This is a genomic window from Klebsiella quasivariicola (assembly GCF_002269255.1).
In the GTDB taxonomy this organism is placed as follows: domain Bacteria; phylum Pseudomonadota; class Gammaproteobacteria; order Enterobacterales; family Enterobacteriaceae; genus Klebsiella; species Klebsiella quasivariicola.
This window is the reverse complement of the sequence record NZ_CP022823.1, coordinates 3153692-3167461: the sequence shown is the minus strand read 5'-3', so window position 1 is coordinate 3167461 and position 13770 is coordinate 3153692. Positions and strand designations below refer to the sequence as shown.

Sequence of the window (13770 nt, the reverse complement as noted above, 5' to 3'; positions counted from 1 at the left end):
CAGAGCGGATGTCCGCAGGCGCGATGCGCCCGGGCCGTCTGTTATCAGGCTTTCAGGGCGGCCAGCGCGGCGTCGTAGTCCGGCTCTTCGGTGATTTCGTTCACCAGCTGGCTGTAGACGACCTGATCGTTCTCATCGATAACGACCACGGCGCGAGCGGCCAGGCCTGCCAGCGGACCTGTGGCGATAGTGACGCCGTAGTCAGCCAGGAAGGACGCGCCGCGCAGCGTGGAAAGGGTCACCACGTTGCTCAGGCCTTCCGCGCCGCAGAAGCGGGACTGGGCGAACGGCAGGTCAGCGGAAATGCACAGCACCACGGTGTTGTCCAGTTCAGCGGCCAGCTGGTTGAATTTACGCACTGATGCGGCACACACGCCGGTATCAATGCTCGGGAAAATATTTAGTACTTTACGTTTGCCGGCGTACTGGCTCAGCGCGACGTCAGAGAGATCTTTGGCGACCAGCGTAAACGGCTGCGCTTTAGCGCCTGCCTGCGGAATGGTGCCCTGAACAGAAACGGGGTTGCCCTGGAAATGCACGGTTTGTGACATGGTTATCTTCCTGTTTACATATAGTTAACGTCGCGAGTAGTGTATGACATCCGCCAGCTACACGGCAAACCCTATTTAACATCTACCTGTGAGGACAAGGGAATGCGCAACGTGCGAGTGTACGAGGAAGCCTGGCCGCTACATACCCCCTTTGTGATCGCCCGCGGCAGCCGCAGCGAAGCAAAAGTGGTGGTGGTGGAACTGGAAGAGGACGGCGTGAAAGGGGTGGGCGAATGCACACCGTATCCCCGCTATGGCGAGAGTATCGCCTCGGTGATGGCCCAGGTGATGGCGATCGGCGAGCAGCTGGAGGCGGGCCTCACCCGCGAACAGCTGCAGCGGTTGCTGCCGGCAGGCGCCGCGCGCAATGCCATTGACTGCGCGCTGTGGGATCTGCAGGCGCGACGCGAAGGCAAAACCTTGCCCCAGCTGTTGGGCGTGGCGTTACCTAACCGGGTAATCACCGCTCAGACGGTGGTGATTGGCACGGCGGACCAGATGGCGGCCAGCGCCGCGGCGCTGTGGCAGAAGGGGGCTCAGCTGTTGAAGGTGAAGCTTGACGACCGGCTGATCAGCGAGCGGCTAATCGCTATCCGCCAGGCGGCACCGCAGGCCACGCTGATTGTCGACGCCAATGAGTCCTGGCACAGCGAGGGGCTGGCGGCGCGCTGTCAGCTGCTGGCAGACCTCGGCGTGGCGATGCTCGAGCAGCCGCTCCCTGCCGACGCCGACGCGGCGCTGGAAAACTTCGTTCATCCGCTGCCGATTTGCGCCGATGAGAGCTGCCATACCCGGGAGAGCCTGCCGCGGCTGCGCGGACGGTATGAGATGGTCAACATCAAACTGGATAAAACGGGCGGCCTGACCGAAGCGCTGGCCCTGGCCGGGGAGGCGGAACGGCAGGGCTTTGAACGGATGCTGGGCTGTATGCTCTGCACCTCGCGCGGGATCGCCGCCGCGCTCCCCCTGGCGCCGCTGGCGCGCTTTGCCGATCTCGATGGACCGACATGGCTGGCGGTGGACATCGAGCCGGCGCTGCGGTTCAGCACCGGCGTGCTTCATCTTTAAGCCTGCCAGCGCAGCAAATCGGTCATCGCCGGCAGGTAACGCTCTGTTGCCTCGTCGGCGGAGACCGGCGGAAACTCGGCGGTGATGCAGGGGAGTCCGATATCGGCGCACCAGCTGCCAAAGGAGCCCGGCGTGTCATATCCCACGCTACCCACCAGCGGCAAGGAGAAGGCGTCGGCCAGCCAGCGCCCCAGCGGGCTGTGGCCCGGGTCTTCGATACAGGCCAGCGGATCGTGAAAGGAGACTACCCACGCCGGATGGATCTGATGGATCAACTGGCACAGCGCCTGGGTCTCCCGCTCCGAACCCGGCTGCTCGCCGGTCAACAGCACCACGTCTCGCTCTTCTGCCGCGCTGTTCCAGCGGTACACCGTTTCCCCTTGCTTCCAGTTAGCGGCTGGAAAGTTACGGTTGAGGTCAACGCCACGGGCGTTGGCCCGCAGCCCGAGCTGGCAGCCGTCAGGATTGACCGTCAGCACCACGTGATGACGGCGCAGCTCAGGTTTCAGGGTGCGCAGGGCGCAGGAGAGGGTCACAATCGACGAGTTCTCATCACCGTGGGTGCCGGCAATAATCAGCCCGCTACAGCTGTCGGCCTGCAGCGCAGGAAACCACAGCAGCGGCGCGCCCAGTTCCGAGCTGCCGTACTGCCGGGTTCCCGGCGGAAAGTCGCCGCGCTGCGGGCGAGGGCGTGAAATAGACATAGGGCTTCCTGTGTGTCGTTATTATTCAGTGTTGGCGAAAAGTGTGTCGGGATCAAACCCATTCCCTGGGGCGTGAAATCCGACGACACATCAATTTTCTATCATATGTCGTTTGCAATTTCAGGTGATGAAACAAATAATTATCGCTCTGTTGGCGGTATTTTTTTCATTTTAAAGGGGATCTTATGAAGTATCCTGTCGCTTTGACATGCGGCGCGCTGTGGTTAGCCAGCGTATCTTCTTTGGCCTGGGCGGCGGATGTACCGCCGGGCACGGTACTGGCGGAAAAACAGCTGTTAGTACGCCATATCAAAGATGAACCCGCCTCGTTAGATCCCGCCAAAGCGGTGGGCCTGCCGGAAATCCAGGTGATCCGCGATCTGTTTGAAGGTTTAGTTAATCAGGATGCGAAAGGCAACCTGGTTCCGGGCGTGGCGACCCGCTGGCAGAGCAACGATAACCGCGTCTGGACCTTCACCCTGCGTGATAACGCCCGCTGGTCCGACGGCACGCCGGTTACCGCCGAAGATTTCGTCTATAGCTGGCAGCGTCTGGTGGATCCGAAAACCACCTCGCCGTTCGCCTGGTTTGCGGCCCTCGCGGGGATCGCTAACGCACAGAACATTATCGACGGTAAAGCCGCGCCGGAGACCCTGGGGGTCACCGCCGTCGATGCCCACACCCTGCGGGTGCAGCTGGATAAACCACTGCCGTGGTTTAGTAATCTGACCGCTAGCTTTGCCTTTTACCCGGTGCAAAAAGCGAATGTCGACAGCGGCGCGAACTGGACGCGGCCCGGCAGCCTGGTGGGCAACGGCGCCTATATTCTGAAAGACCGCGTGGTCAATGAAAAACTGGTGCTGGTGCCGAACACACAGTACTGGGATAACGCCAAAACGGTGATCCAGCAGGTCACCTTTGTGCCGATCAACCAGGAGTCTGCTGCCACCAAGCGCTATCTCGCTGGCGATATCGATATCACCGAATCTTTCCCAAAGAATATGTATCAGAAGCTATTGAAGGATATTCCGGGGCAGGTGTATACCCCGCCGCAACTGGGTACCTACTACTACGCCTTTAATACCCAAAAGGGGCCGACGGCGGATGAGCGGGTACGGCTGGCGCTGAGTATGACCATCGATCGCCGGGTAATGGCGGAGAAGGTGCTGGGGACCGGAGAAAAACCGGCCTGGCGCTTCACCCCGGACGTGACGGCCGGCTTCACCCCACAGCCGTCGCAGTTTGAGAGCATGAGTCAGGCCGAACTTAATGCCCAGGCGAAAGCCCTGCTGGCTGCCGCCGGCTATGGCCCGAATCGTCCGCTGAAGCTGACGCTGCTGTATAACACCTCTGAGAACCACCAGAAGATAGCCATCGCGGTGGCGTCGATGTGGAAAAAGAACCTCGGCGTGGAAGTGAAACTGCAGAACCAGGAGTGGAAAACCTATATCGACAGCCGTAATACCGGCAATTTCGACGTGATCCGCGCCTCGTGGGTAGGGGATTACAACGAGCCGTCCACCTTCCTGTCGCTGCTGACCTCCACCCACAGCGGAAATATCTCGCGCTTTAACGATCCGGCGTACGACAAAATCCTCGCCCAGGCGGCGGTGGAGAATTCGGCCAAAGCGCGTAACGACGATTACAACGCGGCGGAGAAGATCATTATGGTCAAAGCGCCGATCGCGCCGATCTACCAGTACACTAACGGCCGGCTGATTAAGCCGTGGCTGAAAGGCTACCCGATCACCAACCCGGAAGATGTGGCCTACAGCCGTACCATGTATATCGTGAAGCACTAACCGGTCGTGGTTGCCTGAAGATGTCAGGCAACCATCGCTGAACTCCGCGCTGGCGCGGCTTGCAGCGCCAGTTTCTCCTGCTCTCCTTCTCCCGATACAGCAGAAAGCATGACTTTTCTGGCAGTATGGCCGACTGATGCCAGGTTCTACCATCTGGTCGCGAAGCATCAGAAGATCTCATCCGCCGGGTTTTTATCATGATGCTCAACGTATTCGGCAACCATGCCATCCGGATGCCGAACCAGCATGTTCCAGCCGGTTGGCACGGCCTTCACCGGGTTGATAATCGTTGCCCCGGTGGAAGGCAGATGTTTCTCCCAGGCGGTAATGTCGTTTACCAGGAAAGTGGCCTCGGTGGCGCGAAACGGCGCCAGGCTTTGCTCGGTTCCGCCAATTAAAAGCACGGAACCCACCTGCGCCAGTTTGAGATCGTATTCGGGATAGTCGAAACGCAACCTTGCCTTCTGCGCGATGAGATTTTCGTAGAACGAAACGGTATCTTCAAAGCGGGCAATCAGCACGCATCGACGGATCAGGATATTGAGGACTTTCATTATATCTCCTTCGCCATTTTCTCAGAGATAGCGTAGCAGCACTGAGGTGGAATGTAAGGCTCAAGTAGCAGAAGAGCGTGACGTATAGTTGTGGCCTGCGTATAAGAAGATATCGGCAATGACCTTGTGCTCTCGATAAGAAAAGTTGCAGTTAAAAAATATTTATTTTGTAATGATGCTGTGGTGTGATTGCTGAGCATACGATTAGCGGGATGATTAAGAGGGGCTAGATGGAAAGTTTAATTTCTTCGATATGGAATTTTGATGGACTGATAAATAGCGCGTTAATTTTTGTTACTTTTGGTTTATTAGGAGTGTTTATCTGGAAACGGGCAGGATCCGCATATTCTTTATTGAACCGGCTATGGGAGTTCTGCCTGGGAGGGAAAACGTTTCACGACGGTAAAATAAATGCATATTTCAATGAGAGAAATGATGTTGAACGTTTTAATGTTTTATTTAATGTCGGCGCAAGAAATAAAGAAGAGATCAAGTCACTGATTAACTGGACGAAAAAGAAAAATATAGATATTCGTCATGTCACAGCCGCGAAAGGATGGTTTGAAATATCAACGCTTAAGGCAATAAAACCATTATTTATCGCTAACGTTGGTGTATTTGTCTCTTGTGTGTTAACTATGCTGCTATTATCAAATTTTATGTTGCTGGCATTGAAGCCATCCGCATTAGTACGATTAGGCGATGACAAGTCATGGGTTTGGATTAATGATCATATTGCTGAGAGTTCGATCTGGACCAATAATTACCTTCCCCTGAACTGGACTGAGTGGAAGCTCGATAAAAAACAGTGTGAAAGTGAAGATTTCGATAAAACGGTTTTCTCAGAAAAAGCGGGGATAAGTGTGCGCTCGGTTGACAGGATTTGTGAGAACTTTTCAAGTGGTTCGTTGAGTGATACTATAAATAATATTATTAAAAATCAAAAACTGGCATGGGTTTTGGCTATTTACCCCTTCATCTTTACGATTATTTGCTTTTTTAGCTTGTTACGCAGAGGTGCTGCTTCTAAACTTTATAATGAAGTACATAACTCACAAAATTAATATTTATATAAATTCATTTCCGTCTGGCATTACTGTTTGCATCGATCGGAATTAAATGACAGGTCCGAGTACAGAAGCTGTCACCGGCCGCTACCGGTTGCCTGCTGCCTGCAGGCAACCTCAGCTACATTCGCAATGTATCAATGACCGCTCTCAGCGCGGGCGACACATTGCGGTGCGGGTAATAGAGAAATGAACCTTCCAGACGCTGGCTATAACGCTGGAGCACCCGGATAAGCGTGCCCTGGGCGAGATCGTCGGTAATCAGTTCTTCCGGGACATAGGCCAGCCCCAGACCGAGCCTCGCCGCTTTGGCTTCCATGTAGCTATCGGCGAAAGCCCACTGTCCCTGAGGCGGGTGGGTAATTTTTTTGCCATCCACATTAAGTTCCCAGGCGTAAAGGCTGCCGTCGCCGAACTGATAAGCGATGCAGGGGTGGGCGACTAAATCGGCGGGCGTTTGTGGAAAGCCGTAGCGTCGAAAATGTTCCGGGGTACCCACCACCGCCATCTCCATATCGGGCGAAATGCGTACCGCAATCATGCCGCTTCCGACTTCCGGGCCCAGACGTACGCCCGCATCAAATCGCTGCGCAATAATATCGACAAACCGGCTTTCGCTGATCAGTTCCAGTCTGATATCGGGATAGCGTTGTTTAAATACTGCCAGCTTCGGCAGCAGGACTTTATCAATGGCATGCTGGCTGGCATTGATGCGTACCGTACCGGAGGGCGTTTGACGATAGTGGGCCAGCGTGGCGAGTCCCATATCTAAGGCGTCGAAACCGGATTCGACATTGTGATAGAGCTGCTCACCCGCCTGAGTGAGCGACAATCGGCGGGTGGTGCGCACCAGAAGCTGAACGCCCAGCCGCTCTTCAAGTTCACGAACCGCACGGCTTACACCGGACTGCGCCAGGCCAAGTCGTTGCGCTGCGGCGGTAAAACTGCCTTCCCGCACCACCTGCATAAACAGATAGAGGTCATTATAGTTTTCCCGTTTCGCCATTCTCCTGCCTCGTCACCCAGATGCCATTTAGAACAATATGGTATTAATTTTAGCACTTTTCAGCCTCTAATCAGAACCATTACTGCTGGCTACACTAAGCGCACGACAACAAAGCACAGCAGCGTTGTCTACTGAAGACTTGCATTGATCACGTTTATTTAGGGGAATTTTGATGACGGTTTTCACCAAAAAACTGACAGCCGCGATACCCGCCATGCTGCTTTGCGCCTCATTAACTGGAGTCACAACGATGAGCTCTGCTGAGACAACTAACCCGAATGCGCCTGTTTCAATGATTGAAAAATGGGACAAAACTTTTGCTGAGAGTTCGAAAGTGGATCACCGTAAGGTGACCTTCCAGAACCGCTACGGGATAACCTTAGTTGGCGATCTCTACCTGCCGAAGGATCGCGGTGAACGCAAACTGGCAGCCATTGCCGTGAGCGGTCCCTTCGGCGCGGTAAAAGAGCAGTCCAGCGGCCTGTATGCCCAGATGCTGGCCGAACAAGGTTTTGTCACCCTGGCGTTTGACCCATCGTATACGGGCGAAAGCGGTGGCTACCCACGCAACGTGGCCTCACCGGATATCAATACCGAGGATTTTAGTGCCGCGGTGGACTTTCTGGGCCTGCAAAAAGAGGTGGATCGCAACCGTATCGGTTTGCTCGGCATTTGTGGTTGGGGCGGTATGGCCCTAAACGACGCGGCGATGGATACACGCGTCAAAGCGGTGGCGACCAGCGTAATGTATGACATGAGCCGCGCGATGGGGCATGGGGTGGGCGATGGCAAAGACCGCTATACCACTGCCGATCGTCGCGCCGTACTGCGCTATCTGAACGTGCAGCGCTGGAAAGATGCGGCAAACGGCACCTTCGCCCCCGGTGGGCATGACATTTATGTTGATGATAAGGGCAACGTCAGCGCTGCCGATCGTATTTTGCCGGAAACCTTGCCCGCCAACCCCAACCCGGTCCTGAAAGAGTTCTTCGATTATTACCGTATGCCGCGTGGTTTCCATCCGCGTTCGGTTAATTCAACCGGGGCCTGGAATGCAACGATGCCGCTGTCGTTTATGAATATGCCGCTGCTGAGTTACGCCAGCGAAGTGACTATTCCGACGCTTATCGTGACCGGTGAAAAAGCCCATTCACGCTATTTTGCCGAAGATGCCTTTAAGGCCATCGGCAGTAAAGAGAAAGCGCTGGTGATTGTCCCTGGCGCAAACCACGTCGATCTCTATGACAACGTCGCGGGCAAAATCCCATTTGCCAGGTTCGAGCAGTTCTTCAAAACCAATCTGAAATAGATCTCCTGTGTCGGAGACATCCCCTAAGCCGCCTGCAGGCGGCTTTGTATTGTCGGAGATAAAGAATGTCTGCATTAGGTAATACCCGGGCACACTGGAGCGGCGTCCTGGCGATGACGCTCTGCGTATTTGTGCTCATTGCCTCAGAATTTATGCCGGTCAGTCTGTTGACACCCATCGCGGGTGATTTACACATTACCGAGGGATTAGCCGGTCAGGGCATTACGCTTTCGGGCGCGCTGGCGGTACTGACCAGCCTGACCATTTCCCGTCTTACCGGATCGCTGGATCGTAAATGGCTACTGCTGGGGCTCACGGCGCTGATGGCGGCCTCTGGAGTGATTATTGCCCTGGCGTCCAGTTTCCCGGTTTATATGCTGGGCAGAGCGATGATCGGGATCGTCATCGGCGGCTTCTGGTCGATGTCGGCGGCAACGGCCATTCGGCTGGTGCCGCAACGCCAGGTCCCCCGCGCACTGGCCATCTTTAACGGCGGCAACGCGCTGGCCACCGTTGTGGCAGCGCCGCTGGGCAGCTACCTGGGGGCCACCGTCGGCTGGCGCGGCGCCTTTTTATGTCTTGTCCCGCTGGCGGTGCTGGCCTTCGTCTGGCAATGCATTAGCCTGCCGTCGATGAAAAGTCCGCGCGCACCACAGCGGCAGGGATCGGTGCTGCGTCTGTTCCGTCTTTTTACGCTATCCCTGGGATTGCTGGCCTGCGGACTGTTCTTTATGGGACAGTTTACCTTATTTACCTATGTGCGACCGTTTCTGGAGACGGTGACCCAAGTCAGTCCTTCTGGTCTGTCCCTGATATTGCTGGCAATGGGTATCGCCGGTTTTGTCGGCACGCTGCTTATTACGACCGTTCTGAATGCCCGATTTTATCCGACGCTGGTGGCTATCCCTTTGTTGATGGCCGCAATTGCCGGAACGCTTCTGTTGGCCGGACACCACACGGGATCGGTCGCCGTACTGTTAAGCCTGTGGGGGCTGCTGGCGACGGCGGCGCCCACCGGCTGGTGGACATGGATTGCGCGGACGCTGCCCGAGGATGCGGAGGCGGGCGGCGGGCTGATGGTCGCCGTGATCCAGCTATCGATAGCCCTCGGGTCAACGGCAGGCGGCCTGGCGTTTGATCGTCTGGGATGGCACAGCACTTTTGCACTGAGCGGTTTGTTACTGCTGGGTGCCGCGGGAGGGAGCGTCCTGCTCTCTGTCAAACACAGGTCATCTCAGCGCAACGCGATTAATGAACTGGATGCATAGGTCAAATCAGGATTGACCGTCTAATCGTGACGGCGTTTTTGGCTTACCATTGCTTTTTTACATGATGAGGGCTTCACCGTGGACTATTCAGTATTAAGTAATGCTCGCAAAATGCCGATGTTGGGTTTTGGCGTTTTCAAAGTGACCGATAAAGCGGAGTGTAAGCAGGCGGTGTTGAACGCCATTCGCACCGGTTATCGCCTCATCGATACTGCCGCCGTCTATGACAATGAAGACGCCGTCGGTGACGCCGTCCGTGAAGCTATTGCACAAGGTCTGTGTACCCGCGAGGAGCTTTTTATTACCTCTAAACTCTGGGTTCAGGATATGGCCAGCGGCGAGTTAGCGGCAGCCGGTATTGCGGCGTCATTAAAAAAATCGGGCCTGGAATACTTCGATCTTTATCTATTACATCAGGCGATGGGGGATTATTTCAGCGCCTGGCGCGCGCTGGAGGAGGTTTATGAGGTCGGTACCCTGAAAGCGATCGGTGTCTCCAATTTCTACCCCCATGTGTTAGCTAACTTCTGCGAAACCGTCAGAATCAGGCCGATGGTGAACCAGGTTGAACTGCATCCTTATTTCGCGCAGCCTGCGGCGCTGGAAACCATGAAGCATTATCACGTTCAGCCGGAAGCGTGGGCGCCGTTAGGCGGTGGCAGACATAATCCGTATCAAGAGGCGATGCTGCAGGGGATTGCCGATGCCCATCAAAAAACCATTGCGCAGGTTATCCTGCGCTGGAACGTGCAGCGTGGCGTCACGGTGATCCCTAAATCCACCCGCCAGGAGCGTATTGAAGAGAACTTTGCCATCTGGGATTTCTCGCTCACCACGAGCGAAATGGCGCAGATCGGCGCCCTGGATTTAGGTTACGTTGGCGAAGCGGTGAAACACTTTAACCCTGAATTTGTTCGCAGCTGTCTGGGGGTGAAAATCCACGACTGAGAGGAGCTTAGCGTGAAGCCGCCTGCGCTCTGCGCCGCAGCCACAAGTGGCAGCCTGTGATCGCCTCAGCCAGCGCGTCGCGCAGAGCGTCAGACACGGTTTGGTCGGGCGACGTCGCCTGGCTCTCCAGCTGCTGGAGCACCCCGGCAAGGCGTTGAAAGCCGAGGGTGACCGCCTCGCCGCGCAGCTTGTGGGCGGTACGGCGCAGCGTCTCCCGGTCATTAGCATCAATGGCGTGGGTGAGGGCGATGACCGCAGCATCAAGCCCTTCAGCGAAGAGTCCCAGCAGCTCCTCGACCAGCTCAGGATCGTCGGCGCACTGTTTTAGCAGGTGGGCCTCGTCCGGCAGGCCTTCCCCTTCCTCCAGACCGCAATCTTCCGCTGCGCCGACGAGGGCGATGGCTTCCCGTAGCGCCTCCTGACTCACCGGTTTGGCGATATAGCCGTCGAAGCCCATCGCCAGACAGCGCTCTCTATCGCCCTGCATGGCGTGGGCGGTCATGGCCATCGCGGGCTGGTGCTCCCGGCCCCGCGCCAGCGTCTCTTCGCGCAGCAGGCGGATGGCGGTTTCACCGTCCATCTCCGGCATTTGCAGATCGATCAGCAGGAGATCCCAGCAGGCGGCGCGCCAGCGCTCCAGCGCCTCCCGGCCGTTGTTCACTACCTCGCAGCGGTGACCAAGCTGCTCCAGCAGCCGTCTGGCGACCTTCTGGTTAACCAGATTGTCCTCGGTCAGCAGGATATGCAGCCCGGCCTGGGCCCTGACCGGCGCCGCAACGGGGGCTGGCGTTGTTGTCGCCACTGGCGTGGGGACCAGAATACCGGCGATAACCTGATGCAGTTCGCGCTGCGCCACCGGTTTATGCAGATAGTGGGCGATACCGATGCGCTTAAGCATATTGGCGTCAAAATGACGGCTCATGGAGCTGAGCATAATGATCTGGCTCTGCCGTGCTTCGGGCAGAGCGGACAGCTCCAGCGCCAGCGATACGCCGTCCATGTCCGGCATCTGCGCGTCGAGCAGGATCAGCGGCCAGGGCGGCCCTTCGGCGGCCCGGCGTAACGCCTCGCCGGCGTTGTCCACGCAGGTCGGTATCAGTCCCATCTGGCGAAGCATGGTGTCGAGCAGGCGCAGGTTGGTGCTGTTGTCGTCAACCACCAGCACCCGCTCATTGTTGAAGCGTCCCGGCGGGGCGTTAGCGGAGGCGGTGTGCAGACCTGCCAGCGGCAGGGTGAAGGCAAATTCGCTGCCCGCCCCGGGCTGGCTCTCCACCATCAGCTCGCCGCCCATCAGGCTGACCAGGCGGGCTGAAATGGTTAACCCCAGCCCGGTGCCGCCGTAGCGGCGGGTGGTAGAGCTATCGGCCTGGCTGAAGGCTTCGAAGATCGCCTTTTGCTTCTCCGGGGCGATGCCGATCCCGGTATCGCGAATGCGAAAGCGCCAGCGGCTTTCGTCGTCGGCCGGCGCTATCGCCAGCAGAACCTCCCCCTGATGAGTGAACTTCAGCGCATTACCCAACAGGTTAGTCAGGATTTGCCGCAGCCGGGGGCCATCGACGATCAGCACCTCCGGTACCGCAGGGGAGATATCCACCAGCAGCTCAATACCCTTTTCGCTGGCGGCGGGCATATGCGGGCGGATCAGCGACTGAATAAAGGGGCGGATCTCCAGCGGCTCTTCGTCCACCTGCATCTTGCCCGACTCAATGCGTGAGAAATCAAGAATGTCGTTAATAATGTGCAGCAGCGACTGGGCTGAGCTCATCACCAGCGAAAGGTACTCCCGTTGCTCCGCGGTCAGCGGCGTGTCGAGGCACAGCTGCGTCATGCCGAGAATGCCGTTCATCGGGGTGCGGATTTCGTGGCTCATATTGGCGAGGAAGGCGCTTTTGGCCTCGTTTGCCTCGCGGGCCTCCTTCGCCGCCTCAATGGCCAGCAGCTCTGCGGCTTTGCGCCGGGTAATATCCTGCAACGTCCCGATCACTCGCTCTGCCTGTTGCTGCATATTGAGGGTGACGATTTGCCCGGAGAGCAGCATCCAGCGCCAGCCCTGCGTCGGGTGCTGGACGCGAAGTTCACATTCAAAAACCGGCATATGCTCGTTTTGCGAGGCGATCATCGCCTGTTGCAGGGTAGTGCGATCGTCCTCGTGGACCAGATTGAGCATAAAACGCAGCGGATAGCGCCACTGTGTCCGCGACTGGCCGACCATCGCCAGCAGGGTGTCATTCACCTGGAGATTGTCGTGGGAGACCTGCCAGTCCCAGATACCAATCTGGATCGACTCCGCAGTGAATAAAAAATCGTCGTGAAGCTGGTGACGTGCGCGTCGGGCGTCGTCAAGCTCGGTGATGTCGGTATGCAGACTGACAATTCCACCATCCCCCAGCCGCTGATGCTGGACGTACAGCCGACGTTTTCCCGATTGCCTGACTTCGCAATGGTTCGCCTGGCGGCAGTTGCGGATAATCGTCTCGCGTAGCGTCTGTTGCCGGCCAGGGTCGATGTTATACCCGGCATCAATGAACTTCTCCGCCAGGCTCTCCAGGGGAGCGCCGACGGCGAGCCAGGGCGCGATCGTTGGATAAAACAGCGTCACCTTATCATTCCAGGCCTGCAGTCGTTCGCGATCATCGTAGATCATCACCGCTGAGGGCAGGACGTTGAGGTCGACACGGTTATCGGCGCGCATGATCACTGACCTGCGGTCTGATAGTGGAGCTCCGCCTGGCGGCGCAGATACTCAAGACCAGGGGCGATCGCCATTGCCCATGCAGTGAGGATCTCTTCATCGCACAGTGGATCGCTGGCGCGGACGGTTTTGAGCATTGCTTCTCGCCACAGCGCAAAAAACCGCGGCGGCAGACGCAGGCCTTCCTCGCTCTGCTCGCGTGCCAGCCGTTCCAGAAAATCGGGTACAAAGAGGTCGCCGTTGACCGCCAGCATGGCGAAAAAGCTTTTAAAGATCATCTGCTGGCCTTCCTCGCCCGGGCGTCGTGAGAAGTGCTGCTCCGTCTCGGGCGACATATGGATAAAGGTGCTGTAGAAGGCCTGAAAAAAGCGCTTTTTATCGTGCTCCGGTACGACGCGATTCAGACTGGCTTCAAAAAGATCGCGATAAAACTTCATGGTGCGTTCCTCATGACCCGTTCGCCCGGCAGCGGCCGGGCGGGCTAGGATCCGCAGGCGACACGCGCTGGCCATGCATGAGTTTTCCCCTTACAGGATTTCCTCGTTGCCATTCTGCGGTAAAGCGGGCCGCCGCTCACCCGTCTTTATCCAGCATCAGCCACACGATACTTTTGCTGACCAGCCATTTATCGCCGGTTTGTCGCTACAGTCGATTGGCGTTGCCGTCAGGTTGGAGTATAGCCTGGTTGACAACCCCGTTGCTGATGAGCAAGCCAACCCGCTACTGACTAAACTGATAACGTACAGCGGCAAGTTTCGTGAAGGCACGGTCAGCCTGATTTGGTTCCTGCCGATTTAGGAG

Annotated in this window: 14 protein-coding genes; 8 read left to right on the top strand and 6 right to left on the bottom strand. The window is 57.1% G+C overall.

Features of this window, described 5'->3' with window-relative positions:
• Window positions 1-44 precede the first annotated feature (44 nt).
• Window positions 45-551 (bottom strand): thiol peroxidase, encoded by a 507-nt coding sequence (gene tpx, locus B8P98_RS15790; RefSeq protein WP_025714176.1) that lies wholly within the window; start codon window positions 549-551, stop codon window positions 45-47.
• A 102-nt stretch (window positions 552-653) separates the two neighbouring features.
• On the opposite strand from tpx, the gene ycjG reads away from it, so the two are divergent.
• Complete coding sequence (gene ycjG, locus B8P98_RS15785) at window positions 654-1619, top strand: L-Ala-D/L-Glu epimerase (RefSeq protein ID WP_025714177.1); 966 nt, start codon at window positions 654-656, stop codon at window positions 1617-1619.
• Here ycjG and mpaA read toward each other — a convergent pair.
• Window positions 1616-2323 carry a murein tripeptide amidase MpaA gene (mpaA, locus tag B8P98_RS15780; RefSeq protein ID WP_025714178.1) on the bottom strand — a complete coding sequence of 236 codons (708 nt, stop codon included), beginning with the start codon at window positions 2321-2323 and terminating at the stop codon, window positions 1616-1618. The genes ycjG and mpaA overlap by 4 nt on opposite strands.
• 72 nt (window positions 2324-2395) lie before the next feature.
• Here mpaA and B8P98_RS30500 point away from each other — a divergent pair, with 72 nt between their 5' ends.
• Both B8P98_RS30500 and B8P98_RS15775 read left to right on the top strand, forming a co-directional pair.
• On the top strand, window positions 2396-2512 hold the full coding sequence (locus B8P98_RS30500; RefSeq protein ID WP_012542015.1) for a hypothetical protein: 117 nt from the start codon (window positions 2396-2398) through the stop codon (window positions 2510-2512).
• Entirely contained in the window at window positions 2509-4125 is a 1617-nt protein-coding gene (locus B8P98_RS15775; protein WP_025714179.1) for a peptide ABC transporter substrate-binding protein, read from the top strand. Before B8P98_RS30500 ends, B8P98_RS15775 begins: the two co-directional genes overlap by 4 nt.
• A 167-nt stretch (window positions 4126-4292) precedes the next feature.
• Here B8P98_RS15775 and B8P98_RS15770 read toward each other — a convergent pair whose 3' ends face one another.
• A complete protein-coding gene (locus tag B8P98_RS15770) occupies window positions 4293-4679 on the bottom strand; it encodes a VOC family protein (RefSeq protein WP_004179496.1) in 387 nt (128 codons plus the stop codon).
• Window positions 4680-4909: 230 nt separating this feature from the next.
• Here B8P98_RS15770 and B8P98_RS15765 point away from each other — a divergent pair, with 230 nt between their 5' ends.
• A complete protein-coding gene (locus B8P98_RS15765) occupies window positions 4910-5743 on the top strand; it encodes a DUF6216 family protein (protein WP_004176445.1) in 834 nt (277 codons plus the stop codon).
• A 124-nt stretch (window positions 5744-5867) separates the two neighbouring features.
• On the opposite strand, the gene B8P98_RS15760 is transcribed toward B8P98_RS15765, so the two are convergent.
• A complete protein-coding gene (locus tag B8P98_RS15760) occupies window positions 5868-6752 on the bottom strand; it encodes a LysR family transcriptional regulator (protein WP_004152138.1) in 885 nt (294 codons plus the stop codon).
• A gap of 172 nt (window positions 6753-6924) precedes the next feature.
• Between B8P98_RS15760 and B8P98_RS15755 the strand changes: the two genes are divergently transcribed.
• From B8P98_RS15755 to B8P98_RS15745, 3 genes are all read left to right on the top strand, one after another.
• Window positions 6925-8061 (top strand): alpha/beta hydrolase, encoded by a 1137-nt coding sequence (locus B8P98_RS15755; protein ID WP_095033211.1) that lies wholly within the window; start codon window positions 6925-6927, stop codon window positions 8059-8061.
• Between the two features lie 65 nt (window positions 8062-8126).
• Window positions 8127-9329, top strand: a complete 1203-nt coding sequence (locus B8P98_RS15750; protein WP_095033210.1) for an MFS transporter — start codon at window positions 8127-8129, stop codon at window positions 9327-9329.
• 78 nt (window positions 9330-9407) lie between these two features.
• Window positions 9408-10277, top strand: coding sequence for an aldo/keto reductase (locus B8P98_RS15745; protein WP_087805981.1), 870 nt, complete (start codon window positions 9408-9410; stop codon window positions 10275-10277).
• A 7-nt stretch (window positions 10278-10284) separates the two neighbouring features.
• Here the strand turns inward: B8P98_RS15745 and B8P98_RS15740 are convergent, their stop codons facing one another.
• Together B8P98_RS15740 and B8P98_RS15735 are read right to left on the bottom strand one after the other, a co-directional pair.
• Window positions 10285-12969, bottom strand: coding sequence for a hybrid sensor histidine kinase/response regulator (locus tag B8P98_RS15740; protein WP_087805979.1), 2685 nt, complete (start codon window positions 12967-12969; stop codon window positions 10285-10287).
• Between the two features lie 2 nt (window positions 12970-12971).
• On the bottom strand, window positions 12972-13406 hold the full coding sequence (locus tag B8P98_RS15735) for a globin family protein (protein WP_025714185.1): 435 nt from the start codon (window positions 13404-13406) through the stop codon (window positions 12972-12974).
• 106 nt (window positions 13407-13512) lie between these two features.
• On the opposite strand from B8P98_RS15735, the gene B8P98_RS15730 reads away from it, so the two are divergent.
• Window positions 13513-13767, top strand: a complete 255-nt coding sequence (locus B8P98_RS15730) for a hypothetical protein (protein WP_080897190.1) — start codon at window positions 13513-13515, stop codon at window positions 13765-13767.
• The last annotated feature ends 3 nt before the right edge of the window (window positions 13768-13770 follow it).